This is a genomic window from Flavobacterium sp. WC2409 (assembly GCF_041200085.1).
Taxonomy (GTDB): domain Bacteria; phylum Bacteroidota; class Bacteroidia; order Flavobacteriales; family Flavobacteriaceae; genus Flavobacterium.
In genome coordinates this window covers 1,740,184-1,759,010 of sequence record NZ_CP165625.1, presented here as the reverse complement: position 1 = coordinate 1,759,010, position 18,827 = coordinate 1,740,184, and the positions used below count along the sequence as shown (strand labels likewise).

Genomic DNA, 18,827 nt, shown 5'->3' with positions numbered 1-18,827 from the left:
ACACTATGTTAATTGATTCAAACAAAATAGCCTTACATAATGAAGATTTAATTAAATCTCATACCAATAAATTAGTTTTCACAGCATCAGAAGTTGGTGAAACCGAAAGTATTATCCAAAAATTAATTGACTTTCAAATTGCCATTCCATCTTGGGCTTTAGGTACAGGCGGAACTCGTTTTGGTCGTTTTCCAGGTGGTGGAGAACCTCGTTCATTAGAAGAAAAAATTGAAGATGTTGGTTTACTTCATGCATTAAACAATGCTTCAGGTGCCATTTCGTTGCACATTCCTTGGGACATACCAACTGATTATCAAGCGATCAAAAACTTAGCCACACAGCACAACTTAAAATTTGATGCTGTTAATTCCAATACGTTTCAAGATCAATCTACTCAAGAATATTCGTATAAATTTGGTTCCTTGCAAAACGTAAATAAAGCAGTCCGTAAACAAGCGATTGCTCATAATATTGAAGTAATTCAGCAAGGAATTGCTTTGGGTTCGGAGTCGTTAACAGTTTGGTTAGCGGATGGATCTTCATTTCCAGGGCAATTGAATTTCCGTCGCGCCTACCAGAATACCTTAGAAAGTTTAGAAGAGATTTATGCTGCTTTGCCATCCAATTGGAAATTGTTTTTAGAATACAAATGTGCAGAACCCAATTTTTATTCCACTACAGTTGCTGATTGGGGACAATCGTATTCTTATGTAAAAAAACTGGGAGACAAAGCACTCACTTTAGTCGATTTAGGACATCATTTGCCAAACGCCAATATTGAACAAATCGTTTCTTTATTATTGATGGAAGAAAAATTAGGTGGATTTCACTTTAATGATTCAAAATATGGGGATGATGATTTAACGACAGGTGCATTAAAACCATATCAACTATTCTTGATTTTTAATGAATTAGTGGAAGGAATGGATGCTAGAGGAATGAATCATGCTAAAGATTTAGGGTGGATGATTGACGCTTCTCACAACATTAAAGATCCTATGGAAGACTTATTGCAATCGGTTGAAGCGATAATGGTTGCTTATGCGCAAGCACTTTCTGTGGATAAAAAAGCATTAGAAATTGCTCAAGATGAAAATGATGTGGTTAAGGCACAAGAGATATTACAAAATGCATACCGTACGGATGTTCGCGCACTTGTTGCTGAAGCACGTTTGCGTTCTGGAGCTGCATTAAATCCTGTTGGGCTATACCGTGATCTTGCGGTAAGAAGTAGCCTTATTTCTGAGAGAGGATTCAAAACAATAGCTACAGGCTTATAAAATCACTCAAAAATGAATGTAGTTGCAATTTTTGATATTGGCAAAACAAACAAAAAAGTTTTTCTGTTTAATGAAAACTATCAAATTGTTTGGGAAAAATCAGTAAATCTTCGTGAAACTTTGGATGAAGATGGTTTTACATGTGAGGATATAGTGGAACTTAAAAACTGGATAGTGAATCGATTAGCAGAAATGCAGGCTTTAAAAGAATATTTTTTAAAAGCAATCAATTTCAGTACGTATGGAGCTAGTTTTGTCTATATAGATGAAAACGGAAAAGCGTTGACTCCACTGTACAACTATCTTAAAGAGTATCCCGAAGTTCTTAAAAAAGAATTTTATGGTAAATATAAAGGAGAAGAGTCTTTTGCTTTAAAAACAGCTTCTCCTGTTTTAGGAAGTTTAAATTCTGGAATGCAGATTTACCGTTTAAAAGAAGAAAACCCTGATTTATTTGCTAAAGTAAAGTATTGTTTGCATTTACCTCAATATTTAAGTTCTCTTTTAACAGGCAAGTATTTTGCTGATATTACGAGTATCGGTTGTCATACAAATCTTTGGAATTTTAAAAAGATGAAGTATCACAAATGGATAAAAAAAGAAAATATTGGAGATAAAATTCCGCCTCTTCATAATGCTGAAAATACCATAAATGTATCTGGAGGAATTGCGGTTGGAGTAGGATTACATGATAGTTCATCTGCAATTATTCCTTATATGATAAATTTTACGGAGCCATTTGTTTTATTGTCAACGGGAACCTGGAGTATTTCCATGAATCCGTTTAATGAGACCCCTTTGACTTTTGATGAAATGCAATACGATTGTTTGTGCTATTTACAATACAAAAAAAAGCCTGTAAAGGCAGCTCGTTTGTTTGCAGGAAATGAACATGAAGTGCAAACCAAAAAGTTAGCAAGTCATTTTGGAGTTCCTTTGGATACTTACAAACAAGTGTTATATGATAAAAAAATCATTTCTAAATTAAGAGAGATAAACCTTAAAAAGTATTCTTCTAAAGTTAATAAATATAAAATCCTTCGCGAATCTCCTTTTGGAAAGAGAAATCTTGGAGATTTTGAAAACTATGAAATTGCCTATCATCAATTGCTGTTGGATATCATTGCGCAACAAATTATTTCAACTCAATTAGTTATTCATAACAGTCCCGTTAAAAAAGTATTCGTAGACGGTGGTTTTAGTAAAAATTCTATTTTTATGAATTTACTAGCAGAAGCTTTTCCAGAAATGGAAGTATACGCTGCTTCAATGGCGCAAGCTAGTGCTTTAGGTGCTGCATTGGCGATTCATAATAATTGGAATCCAAAACCGATTCAGAATGATTTAATAGATTTGAAATTTTACAAACATTAATTATTTGTAATCTGTGTTAAAATAATAAAACGTTCGCGTGGCGGACATTCATACTATAAAAAACTACACATGAAAATTGGACTTTTTATACCCTGTTATGTTGACCAGTTTTATCCAAAAGTGGCAATTGCAACCTATGAATTATTACATAAACTAGGTTGTGAAGTTCATTTTCCAATGAAGCAAACCTGTTGCGGCCAGCCTATGGCAAACAGTGGATATTCTCATTTGACTAAAGGTTGTGATGGAAATTTTATTTCTAATTTTGCCGAATTTGATTACATTGTTTGTCCTTCGGGCAGTTGTGTACTGCATGTCAAAGATCATTTACATGATGACAATAAGGAAGAATTGGCTTCTGAAATGAGAAAGCGTGTTTATGAATTAACCGAGTTTATAACGGATGTTTTAAAAGTCGAAATGATTTCTGGAAATTTCCCTTATAAAGTGGGAATGCATCAAAGTTGCCACGGACAACGTGGATTGAAGCTTTCGCAAATGAGTGAGTTGAATGCACCATTTTTCTCCAAACCAGAACAATTATTAGGAAAAATAAAAGGAATTAATCTGGTCTCATTGACTCGAAAAGATGAATGTTGTGGTTTTGGAGGTACGTTTTGTGTAACCGAAGAAGCTATTTCAGTAAAAATGGGACAAGATCGAATAAAAGACCATGAAAAACATCAAGTGGATTATATTACTGGTGGCGATATGTCTTGTTTGATGCATTTAGAAGGCATTTTAAAAAGACAAAACAGCCCAATAAAAATCATTCACATTGCCGAAATATTAAACACTACTATATGAAAAACAATTTAGAACATAGTAGTGCTGCAACGATTTTTAATAAAGATGTAGATAGAGTAGACTGGCATGACGAAACGCTTTGGTTTGTTCGTAAAAAACGTGATAAAGCAGCACATCAAATACCAGAATGGGAAAAACTGAGAGAGACGGCCTCCCAAATTAAGAATAATGTGCTGTCCAATATTCATAATTATTTGCTGGAATTTGAATTGAATGCCAAGAATAATGGGATTATCATTCATTGGGCAGCAGATGGTGATGAACATAATAAAATAGTGCATTCTATTATGGAAAAGTACAGCGTAAAACAAATGGTGAAGTCAAAATCAATGTTGACAGAAGAATGTCATTTGAATGAATTTTTAACCGAAAAAGGAATTGATGTAATCGATTCTGATTTGGGAGAACGCATCGTTCAATTGAGACAAGAACCGCCAAGTCATATTGTTTTGCCTGCCATACATCTCAAAAAAGAAGACGTAAGTGAAACGTTTCACGAACACCTTGGGACAGAAAAAGGGAATAACGACCCACAATATTTAACCGAAGCGGCACGATTGCACCTTAGAGATACTTTCTTAACTAGAAAAGTGGCTTTGACAGGAGTTAATTTTGCAATAGCGGAAACAGGTGAATTCGTGGTTTGTACCAATGAAGGAAATGCAGATATGGGGGCGCATCTTGCCGATGTACATATTGCTTGTATGGGTTTTGAAAAAATTATTCCACAACGCAAACATTTAGGGGTTTTCCTCAGATTGTTAGCAAGAAGTGCAACAGGACAACCGATTACTACTTTTTCCAGTCATTTTAAAAAACCTATTGAAGGAAAAGAAATTCATATCGTTATTGTAGATAATGGGAGAAGTACACAATTAGGCAGAGAAGATTTTAGGAATTCATTGAAATGCATTCGTTGTGGTGCTTGTATGAATACTTGTCCCGTTTATAGACGAAGTGGAGGACACAGTTACCATAATGCAGTTGCTGGACCTATTGGTTCTATTTTGGCACCCAATCTCGACATGAGTAAAAATGCCGATTTACCTTTTGCTAGTACACTTTGTGGTTCTTGTACCAATGTTTGTCCTGTGAAAATCGATATACATGATCAATTGTACAAATGGAGACAGGTATTAGTAAAGGAAGGACATACACCTTTAGGAAAAACGGTAGCCATGAACGGAATGGCAACAGTTCTGGCCAATCCTATGGTTTTTGATTTAGCAGGAAAAGCGGGACGTTTTGTGATGAAACACGCACCTGTTTTAGTAAATAACAGCTTGAATCCTTGGTATAAACAAAGAGAAATGCCTGCACCACCCGATGAATCTTTTAGAGAATGGTACAAGAAAAATGCAAGAGAATCTAAAGAAAAAAACAATGAGTAGTAGAGCCAAAATCTTAGAAAAAATTAAGCAAAATCAGCCTGTAGTTGCTAGTGAGTTACCGAGTTTAAGCTTTTTAGGACTGGATACTTTTGATTTATTGGATCAATACAAAACTGTTTTAAAAAGTATCGGTGGAGATTTTGTAGAAGTTGCAAATTATAATGAAGTAATTTCTTTTGTCAAAAATAATTATAGCAATGAAAAAAGAAAAATTACAACCATTGCAGAACTTGCTGAAATTGCAACGATTGATTGGTTCAAGGAGGATCCACATACGTTAGCAAATGTAGAATTAACATTGGTTAAAGCGCATTTTGGAGTTGCCGAGAATTCAGCATTGTGGGTAACTGATGATTTGTTAGGACAGCGTATTTCGGTTTTTATTCCGCAATATTTGGCCATTATTGTCCATAAAAAAGATATAATAGCGACGATGCATCAAGCGTATGATCGTATTGGAAATCAGGAATATGGTTTTGGTACTTTTATTGCTGGTCCCTCAAAAACTGCTGATATTGAGCAGTCTTTAGTATTAGGAGCGCATGGAGCTAGAGGATTGATAGTGTTTATTATGGATTAGAAAAGTATCTGATATTGCCCATCAAACGGATAAAAATACAATTCTACTACTGGATCTATTATTTTAAGCAGATTGGATATACAAACAAAAACTGCATAGTGAGAACGGAGAAAATTATCTTGACTTTTACTCCTGATTTTTTTGCATATCCACAATTTCGTTTACTAAATTGTTAACCACTCAAAATAAAAAGGCATCAGATGCCAATTGGAAAAACCGGTCAAATTGACCACCCTATTCCAGTGCAAATTGACCACCAGTTTCGGAGCAAACTGACCACCACTTTCCAGTCCAAATTGACCACCTGATTTTGGGTTAAAATTGTACATTAAAAACTAACTTTTTCATGTTGTTAGCGCCATACATTCGTTAAAAAAAAACGGATTATGGCAAACAAAATAACAGACATCAGTAAAATTAGAAAAGCAATTAAGTTCTACCGTAACGGAAGAAGTAAGTTATTTATAAGCAAGTACTTATCTCTTTCTAGAAATACGGTAAAGAAGTATATTCTTTATTTGAAGTCCTCGGATTAAGTTTTGAAGTAATTAGTGAAAAAACTGATGCTGAGTTAGAACTTTTGTTCTCACACACTCCCGTGGAATCAATCAGTGCCAAATTGCAGAAACTTCATGTTTTTTTTCCTAAAATGGAACGGGAACTAAAAAAAGTTGGAGATACCGTACACCATATGTGGGAGCAATATATTGCCGTAAACCCTGATGGCTACAGGAGCTCACAATTCGGCCATCACTACAAAACATGGTGTAAACGAGTCAATCCAATGATGCACATGAATCACAAAGCTGGTGATAAAATGTATGTGGATTATGCTGGAAAAACACTCTCGGTCATTGATAAAGACACGGGAGAAATTAAAGAAGTACAATTTTTTGTAGCTATATTAGGAGCTAGTCAATACACCTATGACGAAGCTTCCACGAGCCAACAAAAGGAAGATTTTGTTACATCGGTAGAAAATGCTATGCGTTTTTTTGAAGGTGCTCCCGCGGCAATTGTTCCGGATAATTTAAAATCTGCAGTGATAAAAAGCAGTCGTTTTGAACCCACCATTAATGAAACCTTGGCTGATTTAGCCGAACATTACCAGACTACAATCTTGCCAGCCAGGGCTTATAAACCTAGAGATAAATCATTAGTTGAAGGAGCTGTTAAGGTATTATATCGAAGGATTTATGTAAACCTAAAAGAAACTAAATTCTTTTCTCTGGAAGAATTAAACCAGCAGATATGGGATTTATTAGATGCTCATAACGGTAGAAAACTCACAGGACGTCCTTACTCTCGTATAGAATTATTTTTAGAAGATGAGCAACAAAAACTAAGTCCATTACCACAAGAACGTTTTGAAATCAAATACCAATCCTTTGCAACAGTGATGTAAAACGGACATGTTCAATTAAGTCAGGACGAAAATTACTACAGTGTTCCGTATCAATATGTCAAGAAAAAAGCGAAACTATTGTATACCAAATCAACGGTAGAGATCTATCACAAATACAATCGAATAACCATCCATCCAAGGAATTACAAACCTTATATCTATACCACAACCCCGGAAAATTTAGCTAGCACGCATCAATTTGTAGCCCAGTGGAGTGCTGCTCGCTTCATTGATTGGGCCAGTAGTATTGATGAATCCGTTGGAGAATATATTTTGCAAATAATCGAAAGCAGAAACCATCCTGAACAGGCTTATAAAAGTTGTTTGGGAATATTAGACTTCGGTTAAATACCGTTTACCGATAGCCCTTAGAAAAGGTAACAACGCTCTGTTTTTTTTTATTATGCGGTGATCACCTTATATATTCATCGCAATAATGCGGTGATAAATTGAAATAATCACCGCATTATTATTTGTTTTCGTTAAATAATCCCACTTAGGTTGAGGCCGAAAAATTTAACTACAATAAATTCTATTAACACATACCTCAAATATAGAAGGTATAGAAGGTATAGAATTTTCATTTTTAGCAGGAAATCAAAAACTCCTTTTTTGACAACTAATAATCCCGAATTGACAAGTGCGCCATATTGCTATAAATCAAAAAAAGATGCCTAGGCATCTTTAAATTATATATTGTAAACTAAAATCATTAATATTGATTGTACTCTAATAATTCTCTTGGATGTTTGCCTAATCCTTTCGCTAAATCTAAAAGAGTAGTAAAAGATAAATTTCTTTTACCATTTTCGATATCGCTTATTGTGGCTTTAATAAGTTTATCACTGTTTAATGCTACATTATCTTGACTCAAATTTAATTCAGTACGAAGCTTCTTAATATGCAAACCAAATTTTATTAACTGCTCTTCCTTAAGTTTATCCATTTTCTAGCTTTTAAACAAAAGGCGTTATATTTATTTAAAAAAATGTTATAAGAACTTATAACAAATAAGTATTTTTTGTTATATTTGTTTATTATTTAAATTTTTATCAAGTAATATTTGCTTTAAGTATTAAATTAAATAATTTTGCGATCCTTCATTTAAAATTTTTGAAGCATTCGCTTTGAATCTCGTTATCGAAAACTGGCGTTTAAATAACCACGAGATGATAAGTAAGATGCTCACGTCCCATGGCGTGGGCTCACTTATTCGTGGTAAGGTACCGCCAGTACCCCGATAACGATAAGCTGAGTTCCATGCCATTTTTTATGCCAATTATTTAGGCAAAACTCAACTTCCATTCTTAGCACTGCCTCTTCTTATTAGTCTCGCAATACCAATAATTATTGAATTAGTTGGGAAAGGCACTGCCTGCGTTTGGCTGCAACAGGCAACGGCAGTAAGCTTTTCCTATTTAAAAAATTTTAAATGAAATGCCTATGCAATAAAAGAAAATCAAATCCACTCTTTTAGTCATCCGTCTAACTTTCGACTTTAAGACTTTAGTCTTTCGACTAATAAAAATGGCCCTCTAACACGCCGGCAAGCTATACTAGAGGACCACCGCTAACAAAACTAACGTTTCAATTAACTAACCCAATATTATGAAAAAAATTTCATTTTACAAAGGTGGATTGGCTTTTTGGTACCTGATTATTATCGGGTTCTCATTATCCTGTACCCCTGCTCTAGCCAACAAGCTACTGAGGCAAAATCACTCCTTACCGCAACAAAGCCAAATAAAAGGTACCATTACGGATGGCATCAACCCCTTAGCTGGTGTTACCATTAGGATACAAGGGCAACAAAAAACAACTATCTCTGACTTTGAAGGGAGATTTACAATCACCGCATCTCCCAACGATATGCTCCTTTTTACCTATATGGGCTACAAAACCCTAACTATTCCTGTTGATGGCCAAACTGTGATCAATATTGAAATGCATCAAGATGCGACTTCACTTCAGGAAGTCAAAATTAATGCTGGTTACTACTCCGTAAAAGAAAGCGAACGAACGGGAAGCATTGCTAAAATTACAGCAAAGGATATCGAAAAACAACCCATAAATAACCCTTTGGCGGCTTTGCAAGGTCGTATGACTGGTGTAAATATTACACAAGCCACTGGAACTCCTGGTGGAGGTTTTGACATACAGATCAGAGGGATAAACAGTATTCGCACTGATGGTAATGCGCCGCTATATATTGTGGATGGAGTACCATACAGTTCGCAATCATTAGGCTCAGTAATGACATCGGGCAATATCTTGGCAGGATCAGCAAGTCCTCTCAACAATATTAACCCCTCAGATATTGAGAGTATGGAAGTACTAAAAGATGCTGATGCTACCGCAATCTACGGTTCAAGAGGATCCAACGGCGTGGTCCTCATAACAACCAAAAAAGGAAAACAAGGAAAAACCAAATTCGATATGACTGCGTATTCCAGTTTTGGAAAACGAACTCGTACCATGGATTTACTAAATACACCACAATATTTATCCATGCGTAAGGAAGCCTTTGCCAATGATGGAATTACAGACTATCCAGGGTACGCCTATGATGTAAATGGCACTTGGGATCAAAACCGTTACACCAATTGGCAAAAAGAATTACTGGGAGGTACTGCAAATACGAACAACATTCAAACTACGGTCTCTGGCGGAAATGCAGAAACTCAATTTTTATTAAGTGGCACCTACCGTAACGAAACCACCGTTTTCCCTGGGGATGCAAAATATGAAAAATTGGCGTTTCATAACAGCCTAACGCACCGCTCTATTGACAATCGTTTTAAAATAAGCTTTACTGCAGATTATGCTACTGATGAGAATAGCCTACCCGCAAACGATCTAATGTACCAAGCTACAATTCTGGCGCCAAATGCCCCAGCTCTATACGATGCCCTAGGAAATTTAAATTGGGAAAATGGCACCTGGAACAATCCGTTAAGCTATTTGGAAGGCAAATATGCAGCCAACACAACCAACCTAATTGCTAATACTGTTCTTTCGTACAACATACTAGAAAACTTGGAAATAAAAACAAATCTAGGATATACAGACTATCATATCTCCGAAAATCGGACATTTCCTTCTACCATGTACAATCCAGCGTATGGACTGGGTAGTGAAGTTTCCACGCTTATTATAAACAATGCCAAACGTAGCTCATGGATTATTGAACCTCAGATCAATTGGAAGAAAACGGTAGGCAATTCAGAATTAATGCTATTGGCAGGCACAACTTTTCAAAAGCAAACCGGGCAACAATTGGCACAAATCGGATCAGGTTTTGCAAGTAACAGTTTACTGCACAATATTGGGCAGTTTTTACAATAATGATAATTCTGAAACACAGGAATTACGCAAACAACTAGAGGAGCTAAAAGAAGAACTAGCAAAAAAGGAAGAACCACCAACTAATGTTGTTGAGAATCAATTGGAGTTAATGGAGAAATCGTATCAGATGGCGGCTAAATATTTGCCAATCAGTTCAGCTTCGAATGAAAACAACGCAACTGAACCTTCTTCACCACCTAAAGAAGTCTTTGTTTCGATAATTCCAGAAAGTCAAATTGTTGTTTCTAACCTGCAGCAAAGAGTTGAGGAAGATCAATTGATAGCGGCTCTCAATAGCACATTCACCAGTAGTAATCAACAACAGCAAGCAAAGAATAGTATTCGTGCTGTTGTTCAAGAAACACAACTAGTATCCGAAGAAACTAGTGTTAGCTTGCGTTTATTGGAACCCGCAAGAATACAGAACAAAACGATCCCAATCGGTACTGTAGTAACTGCAAATTCAAAGTTTCAGCAAGGTAGGTTACAACTGAAGATCAGCTCTATTGAGTTGGAGGGAAATATTCTCCCCATTGAGCTCACTATCTATGGTTTGGACGGACAACAGGGATTGGCAGTGCCTTATTCTCCAGAACGTACCGCTATGACCGACATAGCAGCCAATATGGGACAAACTTCTGGCAGCTGTATAATGCTGTCAACTTCTGCTGGACAACAGATCGCAGGGGATTTAAGCCGAGGATTAGTTCAAGGTGTTTCAAATTATTTCTCAAAAAAAATTAAGACTCCAAAAGTTACCCTAAAAGCAGGATTGCAAGTACTGTTAGTCTCAAAAAAATAATTATTCAAAAAATAAATGGTATAATATGAAAACAGCTGTAAAAAATACTTTGATGATACTAATTTTAATGTTAGGATACACATCAATTACGCACGGGCAAGCGGCCTTGTGCACAAGTGCAAAGAAAGATCTAACTATAATAGAACCATACAGTATAGAACTAACATTCGATAAAACTTCGCATCTATTATTTCCCTCTGGTATACGTTATGTAGATTTAGGTAGTACTAATTTGGTTGCGAGTAAGGCTGATGATGCTGGCAATGTTTTACGAGTTAAGGCTTCTGTACGCGATTTTGAAGAAGAAACCAATTTTTCAGTAATTACAGAAGACGGAACTTTCTATAGTTTTAATGTCGCCTACAATTCATGTCCTAGGGTTACTAATTACAGTTTAACTAAAACTGTTATGAGTGATCGTGGATGGAGCTCAAAACCAATTTTGTTTAAAGAACTTGGAACGAATTCACCCGAATTGGTCGACGAATTAATGGAGGAGATTTATAAGCAAGACAAGCACTTTATAAAACAAATTGGTACCAGAAAATTTGGAATAGAATTTTTATTAAAAGGTATTTATATTAACGATGACAAATTTTATTTTCATACCCAAATTAGGAATTCAAGCTTCGTTACATTTCCAATTGATTTCATCAATTTTAAAGTGATAGATAAAAAGAAAGCCAAACGCACGGTTGTACAAGAAGTAATTAAACATCCAGTACGAGTTTATAAATCTATCGATGAAGTACAAGGAAAAACGGTTTCCAGAAATGTTTTTGTTTTGGATCAATTTACGATCGCAGATGACAAAGTACTTCGCATAGAACTCCATGAAAAGAATGGTAGCCGATTACAGATATTAAAAATTAAGAACTCACATTTACTTAAATCTAAACTAATCCAGCAGGAGAATGTTAGGAAAGATAAAGAGAGATACTTCGAAAGAGATGTCAAATAAAAAACCTGTATAGGATCAAAACGGTTTGATGAAGTGATTGTTTTACTATTTATAGTTTAACAATCACTTTTATTTTAATTAATCAAAAATACATCTTAACTACTTAAAAATGAGTTGTTTATTTTTTAAATAATTAGTTTTTTTATGTACATTTATATTGTTGAATTTTTAAATATTTGCATATGAATCCTGCATTGTTTTTAAGTATAGTTTCTCTCTTTATAGGTTTTAGCCTTCGGTACTGGATCAACAGACGAAAGTTTTACAGAAGAGGACCAATGGGAGTGGAAGGGTTTTCGAGTTATGAAAAAGCAGTAGTAATAACATTCTTTGAAAGAGTGACCAAATGGATTTCCATTGGATTTATAATTTTTGGACTACTTATCTTATGGAGTTATTCAAGAAAGAAGTCAAGCGAAAAGAAACTAACTCAAATCAAAGTTGAAAATGTGAAATAAGAGAGCGGCATTCTTTTGCTTCTTTTCTTTTGACGCTGTTGTGGAAAGAAAAGAAGCCAGAAATAAGCAATAGGATGAAGAATATCCTATCATTTAACTCGAACCTTTTCAGGAAAAATAGAAGAGAGCGTTGCGTACTGATTACTTTTTTCTGAAGTGGTTCAACCAACTTCTTCAAAAAGACTTTCCAGACTATTAAGAAGGGAATGTCTTTTTGAAGTTCAAGATTTCAAGATATGTATTCCGTAAAACTAAAAAACGATACTAATAAAAATAGACGGCCACTATCGAACTGGGCCGTCTATAGTTTTTAAAAGGCTTATTAATTAAAGCAATTCACACCCATTTTTTGAAAATTAGTACAGATTTCAAAAGCTTTTTGAGATTTTAATTGTGCAGTACCTCCCAAAATAATGGATTGCAATTTGGCTTCACTATCCTTGTAGCTACGTACATTTTGGTAGTAGCCTGTTACAGCGTTGTACGCTCCAAATAAAGTTCCTTTTGTCGTGTTCATTTGTTGTGATTCGCTTGTCATAGCATAGGCAAAAGCATCTTCAACGGTATTCTTAAAAACTGTGGATATTTCGTCCTCATTTCCAGCCTTAAGATTTTGTAAGGTTTCTTTGTTAGGGCAAAGTGCGAATTGGATCATTTTTTTAACCTCATGATCGTTCACTTTCACTTTAGCCCAATTATTAAAAATATCCTCTAATTGATTGCTAAATTCGTTTGCTAATCCCATTACTTTGTGCGCATTCTCCAAACGTTGTTTAGCTCCCGAAGTATGGCGTATGCGTACTACATTACTCATATTGCGAAGCGAAGCGTTTAGGGTATTTTGGCAAACTATTCTAACGGGTGTAAAAGCTGCCGTAATGCTTCCGCTACCATCGTGTGAAGTGGTAAGGAAAATATATTTTTCTGTAACATCATCACCATTGCCCACACGAATATAGTCCGGTAATTTAGCCGTAATAAAAATACGCTCTCCATTTCCTAAAGCGCCTGCAGTCTCGTACAAAATCCCATCTGTACCACCTACAATGGAATCGAAAAAACTAAATGCTTCACGATTTTGTACAATGTGATAGTCTTTACCGACTACACCCAAAACGGTATTGTTATCCGTGCGGGTCGTAGCAAAATAATTGGGTACGTTGATCTCGTTATTTTCTAGCTCTAAATTGTCAGTAGGATCGATTATGTTTGACGCCTTGGTATAAAGCGGACTTTTTATCACTTCATAATCAAGTCCTGCGTGCTTAATTGCTTGCGCGCTTGTTGGATAGTCCGTTACTATTTGCCCCAAACCATGCCAAGCTTTTTCTTGTACGCTAAAAAAGGAATAGCGACCAGTTCTTTCGTTGAAATTTAAATTGTGTGCCATGATATTAAAATTTAAGAGTTATAAAAATGATTAAATAATAGTGTTAAAATGGTAGGTCATCTAAAGGCTCCGCTAAAATGATCTTTGTATTTTCTTGTTTTCCGATAGCCTGCGCCTGTTCTATTTTCTTACTACCTCCGTGTAATTTAATAGTCGAGGTGTGAAAATTTAAACTCGATCTTAATTCTCCGTTAGTAGCTGTCCAGGCTCTTGTGCTCACTCTTCCTGTTAGCTCTACTAAAGCCCCTTTAAGGAGTATTTTGGCAACATTTGGACTTATCCAATAGGAGCAATCAAAATAGCTAGTTTGCTCTATGCGTTCGCCTTGCTTATTTCGGTAACTATCATTGATCGCTACTGAAAAATTTACCACTTTTTTTTCCTGCGGTGTTGTGTGTACTTCCGCATCCTTTGTTAATCTTCCGATGATGTTCATAGTTTTTACTTTTTAGATTTATTTTTTTTAATTAATTTATTCGGTAATGAGAGGAGGTGCTGTTTTGTTTCAGTCTAATTCCAATATAAATAGTATTAAATTTCATTGTTGACATTTTTTTTATTCGTCCAAAGAGCCGGAGTATGCTATGTTTCGTTTCGAGAGCATAAAAGGTTAGTGTTTAGTAAAAACAAGGTTTTATCAAATAAATACAACCCGCATGGGTAGAGATTTTTTGATAAACCCGTAGGGCTTGACCTTTTTTTTGCGTTAAAAACACTAGAATACCTTTGCTCTTGAATTGGGACAATTGAGCATACTGGTTTTTGAAGAGTAATAGACTGGAAGCAAGGTTGTAAAGAAGATTATTTGGGATTATAAAGAAAAAGCGACTCTTCAAATAAGTACTGTGTAATATCATCAATGCACTATTTATCCAAAATAATAAAATGGCTATATAAGCCATGTAATAGGATCTTGAAAATTATGGGTAGGTAGCGGCTTAAATTTTCAAGATTCTTTTATTAATTATCCGACTAAGCTCTTTTATGCTGGAGCAGAGCGGAAGTATAAATGTGCTTTGAGGATTCGAGTTAAGTTGAAATTAAGCGAAGTATAGATTTGACTGTTCTAAAAGTTAATTTTGAAAAAGGGATATTAGAATAGTACTATAAGGTTATGTGAACTGCCATTAGAGGACAAATAACACCATTGATAATCAGATATATAAATGACTTGTTTTATTTGCATACTTTAGAGTAAAAGAAGTAGCACTAGACTATTTGCTGAATTGCACTTTGTAAAATTGAATAGCTTTCTGTTTTAAAAAACTGTAAGTAAAATAAAGAGCTACTTGAAATTAAAAGGGAGAGATGTATTGTTTAAATTTTAAATAAAAGGAGATTATGAATGACATGATAACAAAAGAAGATTTGAGGCAGTTTGGTTTGGAGTTATTAGGTAATATTGGTACTTTAATGACACAGACGAAGGAAGTCCAAGGTGAAATAGTAGACCAAGAATGGATAAAAAGCAAGCAAGTAAGAACATTAATGAATATGTCCCCAGGATCTGTTCAAAATTTAAGAGTGACCCAAAAGATACGATTTAAAAAAATACTCGGCTCGTACTACTATAATAAAGTTGATCTACTAAAACTTTTTACAGATGAAAGGCACAAATAAACTTTCCGATGATCGGTTAATGAATTCTTTGCAAATATATATGGAAGATCCAAGATTAAACGTTTGGCACTTCGCGCTGTTGCTAGCTATCCTTACTCTAGGATATAAGCAGAGACAAAAACAAAATATTAAAGTTAGTCGTAGCAAGATCATGGCACTTTCGCATATAAATACGATACCGACTTATCATAAATATTTTAAAGAACTACAAAGTTTAGGATACATCGAATATTTTCCTTCCTACCATCCCGGTGTTAAAAGTGAAGTCTATCTGAAAGACAAAAAGGTTGCTCCATGATGGTAGCAACCTTTTTGCGTTTTGAATTAATATGTTCCAGTTGTCTTCAAGTTCTAGATAATAAACAGTATTTGCTGTGATTTCAAGATAAGTGATACTTCTGTTTGATTTTTTTTATCTCCTTTTCTAATCTGGTAAGGATGGCTAGATCTGACTCACACATTACTGGATCCGTTTTATTTATCCGTTTATTAAGCAATGCCATTTCGCGTCCAACTGTAACTTGCTCGGTAATAGCGTAGGCTTCTGTCTGCTTCACAGAGGAATGTCCAAGCATTTCCTTCACAACATTTATCGGTACATTGTTTTGTAACGTAACAGTGCTTCCGAAGGTCCTGCGAGCCATGTGTGTGTTGAGAGTAAAAGGAAAAGCACACAGTAAAGCAATCTCTTTCAAATATTCGTTCATTTTTTGATTTGAGGCTACAGGCAAGACAGTGCCACGTTGCATACAAAGAGGATGATCCTTATATTTATCGATTATTTTAAGGGCTTGCGGTAGGAGAGGAACATTAGTTGCAGAGCCTGTTTTTTGTCTTTCAGACATGATCCACGATTGTTTATCGACACCCACTTTAATATCAGTCTTTTTTAATTGATATACGTCGATATAAGCTAATCCCGTATAGCATTGGAAGACGAACACGTCTCTAACTACATTGAGTCTATCAGTACTAAAGTAATGTCGTTCTAACTCATATAATTCCTGAGTTGAAAGTGGTTTTTTTATAATTTTTGATTTTTTAGCTTTAAAGTTCTTAAATGGATCTTTCAGGATAACTTCATTATCAATAGCACGAAGTACTATTTTTTTAAAGTTAGCGATATATTTTAAGGTTGTATTATTGCTGCAATTGCGAACAGAACGTAAGTAAAATTGAAAGTCTTTTATAAATTCAAGATTCAAATCAGAAAATTCAAGATCTTCGGCATTAAATTTAAGTCGGATAAAAGCTCTTAAATGATTAATAGTGATAGTAAAACGGTCGAGAGTTCCTTTTGCGTATCCTTTACCCAGCAAAGCCGTCATTTCATCATTATGCTTTTGGAACTCTTCAAGTACTTTGACTCTCGCAGCATTTTTCCCTAAGATGTAATCCATAACTTTCTGAGCAGTAATAAGCTTTCCGTTATACATGTTCTCGGTTTTGTACTCATTGATTTTTAGTGTAAGAGACTCTAAGAACATATTAATAGATTTCGCATCTTCTTTAGTTCCGACTGCTCTTTCTAATTTTTGATCCCAACGCGAGATATCCCATTTGCGTTTTGTAGATGTTTCTTTAGGTATCCCATCTACGGTAATTCTAAGATAAATGGTTCTAATTTTACTTTCATTGCGGGGGATTTTCAAAAAGAAAACCAGCCCAAAACTGCTTTCTAACATAATTCAACTTTTAAGGTTAATAAATGTAGAATTATAACGTCAAAAAATCAAGTCGTTAAGCACGTTAACCCCTGTGTATATAAGGGTTTAACTCATATTCTGTGGCACATTTTCGAAAAACACAAATGTGCCACGATTCTGCCATAGAAACTTTGAGCGCTTTTATAAATTTTGACAAAGTGCAGAAAATGAAAAAAGCCTGCAAATCGTTGGATTTGCAGGCTTAACACTTTTTTTGAGGACTTTTGAAAAGATTGAAAAACTTTCATTTTTTAATCTTAATCCCTTTTAGTGGGGAGAGTAGGATTCGAACCTACGAAGACGTAGTCAGCAGATTTACAGTCTGCCCTCGTTGGCCGCTTGAGTATCTCCCCGAGGCCTTTGAGTACAACACTTATGTTGTTGTAAGCGGTTGCAAATATAGAAACTGTTTTGGTTTATGCAAACTAATTTTGCACTTAATTTCACTATTATTTTTAACGTATTGGTATTGAATAAAATAAAAAAATCTCCACTAGGGAGATTTTTTTATTTTATTCTAAGAATTCGATTATTTAGCCAAAAGTTCAATAATTTTTGCTCTAAGTTCATCGCCTCTTAAGTCTTTTGCAACTATATTACCTGATGCATCAAGTATGAAAGTGGCTGGAATAGCTTCTACTTTATATTGAGCAGCTATTGGTTCATCCCAAAATTTTAAATTGGATACTTGTGTCCAAGTTAATTTATCTTTAGCAATAGCTTCTTTCCATTTTGCTGCGTCTTTATCTAAAGAGACACCTACGATGTTAAGTCCTTTTGAATGTAACTCTTTGTATATAGCTACAACATTTGGATTTTCTTTTCGACACGGACCACACCATGAGGCCCAAAAATCAACGATTGTTACTTTTCCTAAACTTTCTTTAAGAGAAATTACTTTTCCTTCAGGATTGGGTGCCGAAAAATCGGTACTTCATCTAGCGTCACCAGCAGTTGGGGCAGTGGCTCCAGCAGCAGGCGCTTTCATTTGATCAAGTCTAGTTTTTATTGCTTTACCTGGTTTAGTGTTTTTTAATGATGCATCGAAGCTATTATAAATTGCTTCTGTTTTTTTAGAATCAACACTTGGATCGTTAGCCATACCTTGAATAATTAAGGCACTTATGAACGATTTTGGATGAGATTCTGCATAAGTTACATACTTAGCTTTAGACGCTTCTCCAACTTCTTGTTGTATTTCTGAAAACTGTTTCATTAATGAATTGATTACAGCAGTATCCTTAGTTTGTTGTGCTGTATTCATTGCTTGCATGTTTTTAGTTTGGAAATCCATAAGTTTCTTTTGAACTACTTTTATTTCCTCATTAAATTTTACATACTCATCATTGTTATAAGTACCTGATACTTTTGATTTTTGAATACTGTCTTTATCGATAACAATAGAGATTTCTCCAGATTCTAGTATAAAAGGAATTTTACTTGTAGCAGATTCTAATTGTAATGTATGAAATGCGGGTTCAGTAATTTTTCCTTTAATTTCAAATTTACCATTTTCAACCTTTACAGTATCAATAGCAACCATTCCCATATCGTTTTGTGTCTCAAGGATAATTGTTTTTCCATTTTCAATACCTTTTGCAGTACCAGAAATGATGTATTCGTCTTTTCCAACTTTGCTGCAAGAAATTAAAACAACAGCAGCAGAAAGTAATAAAATTATTTTTTTCATTATTAATTAGTTAATTAA

The 18,827-nt window shown here is 34.9% G+C and carries 19 protein-coding genes and 1 tRNA gene; 13 read left to right on the top strand and 7 right to left on the bottom strand.

Annotation, left to right across the window (positions count from 1 at the left end; all coding sequences use genetic code 11):
* Positions 1-5: 5 nt before the first annotated feature.
* From AB3G34_RS07545 to istA, 7 genes are all read left to right on the top strand, one after another.
* Positions 6-1,280, top strand: coding sequence for a TIM barrel protein (locus AB3G34_RS07545; protein ID WP_369753949.1), 1,275 nt, complete (start codon positions 6-8; stop codon positions 1,278-1,280).
* A 12-nt stretch (positions 1,281-1,292) separates the two neighbouring features.
* A complete protein-coding gene (locus AB3G34_RS07540; RefSeq protein WP_369753948.1) occupies positions 1,293-2,654 on the top strand; it encodes an FGGY-family carbohydrate kinase in 1,362 nt (453 codons plus the stop codon).
* 69 nt (positions 2,655-2,723) lie between these two features.
* Positions 2,724-3,461: a (Fe-S)-binding protein gene (locus tag AB3G34_RS07535; protein ID WP_369753947.1), complete on the top strand. Its 738-nt coding sequence runs from the start codon at positions 2,724-2,726 to the stop codon at positions 3,459-3,461.
* Positions 3,458-4,852, top strand: a complete 1,395-nt coding sequence (locus AB3G34_RS07530; protein ID WP_369753946.1) for a lactate utilization protein B — start codon at positions 3,458-3,460, stop codon at positions 4,850-4,852. The genes AB3G34_RS07535 and AB3G34_RS07530 overlap by 4 nt, the downstream gene beginning before the upstream one ends.
* A complete protein-coding gene (locus AB3G34_RS07525; RefSeq protein ID WP_369753945.1) occupies positions 4,845-5,432 on the top strand; it encodes a lactate utilization protein C in 588 nt (195 codons plus the stop codon). Before AB3G34_RS07530 ends, AB3G34_RS07525 begins: the two co-directional genes overlap by 8 nt.
* 386 nt (positions 5,433-5,818) lie before the next feature.
* Positions 5,819-5,968, top strand: coding sequence for a hypothetical protein (locus AB3G34_RS07520; protein ID WP_369753944.1), 150 nt, complete (start codon positions 5,819-5,821; stop codon positions 5,966-5,968).
* Positions 5,969-6,030: 62 nt separating this feature from the next.
* Positions 6,031-6,837, top strand: a complete 807-nt coding sequence (gene istA, locus AB3G34_RS07515; RefSeq protein WP_369753943.1) for an IS21 family transposase — start codon at positions 6,031-6,033, stop codon at positions 6,835-6,837.
* Positions 6,838-7,549: 712 nt separating this feature from the next.
* Here the strand turns inward: istA and AB3G34_RS07510 are convergent.
* On the bottom strand, positions 7,550-7,783 hold the full coding sequence (locus AB3G34_RS07510) for a helix-turn-helix domain-containing protein (RefSeq protein WP_369753942.1): 234 nt from the start codon (positions 7,781-7,783) through the stop codon (positions 7,550-7,552).
* A gap of 662 nt (positions 7,784-8,445) precedes the next feature.
* Here AB3G34_RS07510 and AB3G34_RS07505 point away from each other — a divergent pair.
* The 4 genes from AB3G34_RS07505 (at position 8,446) to AB3G34_RS07490 (ending at position 12,403) form a co-directional block, all read left to right on the top strand.
* A complete protein-coding gene (locus AB3G34_RS07505) occupies positions 8,446-10,182 on the top strand; it encodes a SusC/RagA family TonB-linked outer membrane protein (protein ID WP_369753941.1) in 1,737 nt (578 codons plus the stop codon).
* Positions 10,136-10,984 carry a conjugative transposon protein TraM gene (gene traM, locus AB3G34_RS07500; protein WP_369753940.1) on the top strand — a complete coding sequence of 283 codons (849 nt, stop codon included), beginning with the start codon at positions 10,136-10,138 and terminating at the stop codon, positions 10,982-10,984. Before AB3G34_RS07505 ends, traM begins: the two co-directional genes overlap by 47 nt.
* Positions 10,985-11,009: 25 nt before the next feature.
* Positions 11,010-11,945 carry a conjugative transposon protein TraN gene (gene traN, locus AB3G34_RS07495; protein ID WP_369753939.1) on the top strand — a complete coding sequence of 312 codons (936 nt, stop codon included), beginning with the start codon at positions 11,010-11,012 and terminating at the stop codon, positions 11,943-11,945.
* A gap of 182 nt (positions 11,946-12,127) precedes the next feature.
* A complete protein-coding gene (locus tag AB3G34_RS07490) occupies positions 12,128-12,403 on the top strand; it encodes a molybdenum ABC transporter permease (RefSeq protein WP_369753938.1) in 276 nt (91 codons plus the stop codon).
* Positions 12,404-12,725: 322 nt separating this feature from the next.
* On the opposite strand, the gene AB3G34_RS07485 is transcribed toward AB3G34_RS07490, so the two are convergent.
* Together AB3G34_RS07485 and AB3G34_RS07480 are read right to left on the bottom strand one after the other, a co-directional pair.
* Positions 12,726-13,793 carry a DUF932 domain-containing protein gene (locus AB3G34_RS07485; RefSeq protein WP_369753937.1) on the bottom strand — a complete coding sequence of 356 codons (1,068 nt, stop codon included), beginning with the start codon at positions 13,791-13,793 and terminating at the stop codon, positions 12,726-12,728.
* Between the two features lie 43 nt (positions 13,794-13,836).
* Positions 13,837-14,229 (bottom strand): single-stranded DNA-binding protein, encoded by a 393-nt coding sequence (locus tag AB3G34_RS07480; RefSeq protein WP_369753936.1) that lies wholly within the window; start codon positions 14,227-14,229, stop codon positions 13,837-13,839.
* Positions 14,230-15,134: 905 nt separating this feature from the next.
* Here AB3G34_RS07480 and AB3G34_RS07475 point away from each other — a divergent pair.
* Together AB3G34_RS07475 and AB3G34_RS07470 are read left to right on the top strand one after the other, a co-directional pair.
* The gene (locus AB3G34_RS07475; protein ID WP_369753935.1) at positions 15,135-15,413 is read left to right on the top strand and encodes a DNA-binding protein; all 279 of its coding nucleotides are present in this window, start codon (positions 15,135-15,137) and stop codon (positions 15,411-15,413) included.
* Complete coding sequence (locus AB3G34_RS07470; RefSeq protein WP_369753934.1) at positions 15,397-15,711, top strand: hypothetical protein; 315 nt, start codon at positions 15,397-15,399, stop codon at positions 15,709-15,711. Before AB3G34_RS07475 ends, AB3G34_RS07470 begins: the two co-directional genes overlap by 17 nt.
* An 82-nt stretch (positions 15,712-15,793) precedes the next feature.
* Here the strand turns inward: AB3G34_RS07470 and AB3G34_RS07465 are convergent, their stop codons facing one another.
* The 4 genes from AB3G34_RS07465 to AB3G34_RS07450 form a co-directional block, all read right to left on the bottom strand.
* Entirely contained in the window at positions 15,794-17,098 is a 1,305-nt protein-coding gene (locus AB3G34_RS07465; RefSeq protein WP_369753933.1) for a site-specific integrase, read from the bottom strand.
* Between the two features lie 292 nt (positions 17,099-17,390).
* Positions 17,391-17,472, bottom strand: a tRNA-Tyr gene (locus tag AB3G34_RS07460).
* Positions 17,473-17,648: 176 nt separating this feature from the next.
* Positions 17,649-18,014: a TlpA family protein disulfide reductase gene (locus AB3G34_RS07455; protein ID WP_367774151.1), complete on the bottom strand. Its 366-nt coding sequence runs from the start codon at positions 18,012-18,014 to the stop codon at positions 17,649-17,651.
* 39 nt (positions 18,015-18,053) lie between these two features.
* Positions 18,054-18,809 (bottom strand): DUF4369 domain-containing protein, encoded by a 756-nt coding sequence (locus AB3G34_RS07450; protein ID WP_367753546.1) that lies wholly within the window; start codon positions 18,807-18,809, stop codon positions 18,054-18,056.
* Between the last annotated feature and the right edge of the window lie 18 nt (positions 18,810-18,827).

What these genes read in the sequence shown, in the direction of transcription:
- AB3G34_RS07545 (WP_369753949.1), top strand. Translation starts at nt 6, where the DNA reads ATGTTAATTGATTCAAACAAAATAGCCTTACATAATGAAGATTTAATT.
- AB3G34_RS07540 (WP_369753948.1), top strand. Translation starts at nt 1,293, where the DNA reads ATGAATGTAGTTGCAATTTTTGATATTGGCAAAACAAACAAAAAAGTT.
- AB3G34_RS07535 (WP_369753947.1), top strand. Translation starts at nt 2,724, where the DNA reads ATGAAAATTGGACTTTTTATACCCTGTTATGTTGACCAGTTTTATCCA.
- AB3G34_RS07530 (WP_369753946.1), top strand. Translation starts at nt 3,458, where the DNA reads ATGAAAAACAATTTAGAACATAGTAGTGCTGCAACGATTTTTAATAAA.
- AB3G34_RS07525 (WP_369753945.1), top strand. Translation starts at nt 4,845, where the DNA reads ATGAGTAGTAGAGCCAAAATCTTAGAAAAAATTAAGCAAAATCAGCCT.
- AB3G34_RS07520 (WP_369753944.1), top strand. Translation starts at nt 5,819, where the DNA reads ATGGCAAACAAAATAACAGACATCAGTAAAATTAGAAAAGCAATTAAG.
- AB3G34_RS07510 (WP_369753942.1), bottom strand. Translation starts at nt 7,783, where the DNA reads ATGGATAAACTTAAGGAAGAGCAGTTAATAAAATTTGGTTTGCATATT.
- AB3G34_RS07505 (WP_369753941.1), top strand. Translation starts at nt 8,446, where the DNA reads ATGAAAAAAATTTCATTTTACAAAGGTGGATTGGCTTTTTGGTACCTG.
- traN (WP_369753939.1), top strand. Translation starts at nt 11,010, where the DNA reads ATGAAAACAGCTGTAAAAAATACTTTGATGATACTAATTTTAATGTTA.
- AB3G34_RS07490 (WP_369753938.1), top strand. Translation starts at nt 12,128, where the DNA reads ATGAATCCTGCATTGTTTTTAAGTATAGTTTCTCTCTTTATAGGTTTT.
- AB3G34_RS07485 (WP_369753937.1), bottom strand. Translation starts at nt 13,793, where the DNA reads ATGGCACACAATTTAAATTTCAACGAAAGAACTGGTCGCTATTCCTTT.
- AB3G34_RS07480 (WP_369753936.1), bottom strand. Translation starts at nt 14,229, where the DNA reads ATGAACATCATCGGAAGATTAACAAAGGATGCGGAAGTACACACAACA.
- AB3G34_RS07475 (WP_369753935.1), top strand. Translation starts at nt 15,135, where the DNA reads ATGAATGACATGATAACAAAAGAAGATTTGAGGCAGTTTGGTTTGGAG.
- AB3G34_RS07470 (WP_369753934.1), top strand. Translation starts at nt 15,397, where the DNA reads ATGAAAGGCACAAATAAACTTTCCGATGATCGGTTAATGAATTCTTTG.
- AB3G34_RS07465 (WP_369753933.1), bottom strand. Translation starts at nt 17,098, where the DNA reads ATGTTAGAAAGCAGTTTTGGGCTGGTTTTCTTTTTGAAAATCCCCCGC.
- AB3G34_RS07450 (WP_367753546.1), bottom strand. Translation starts at nt 18,809, where the DNA reads ATGAAAAAAATAATTTTATTACTTTCTGCTGCTGTTGTTTTAATTTCT.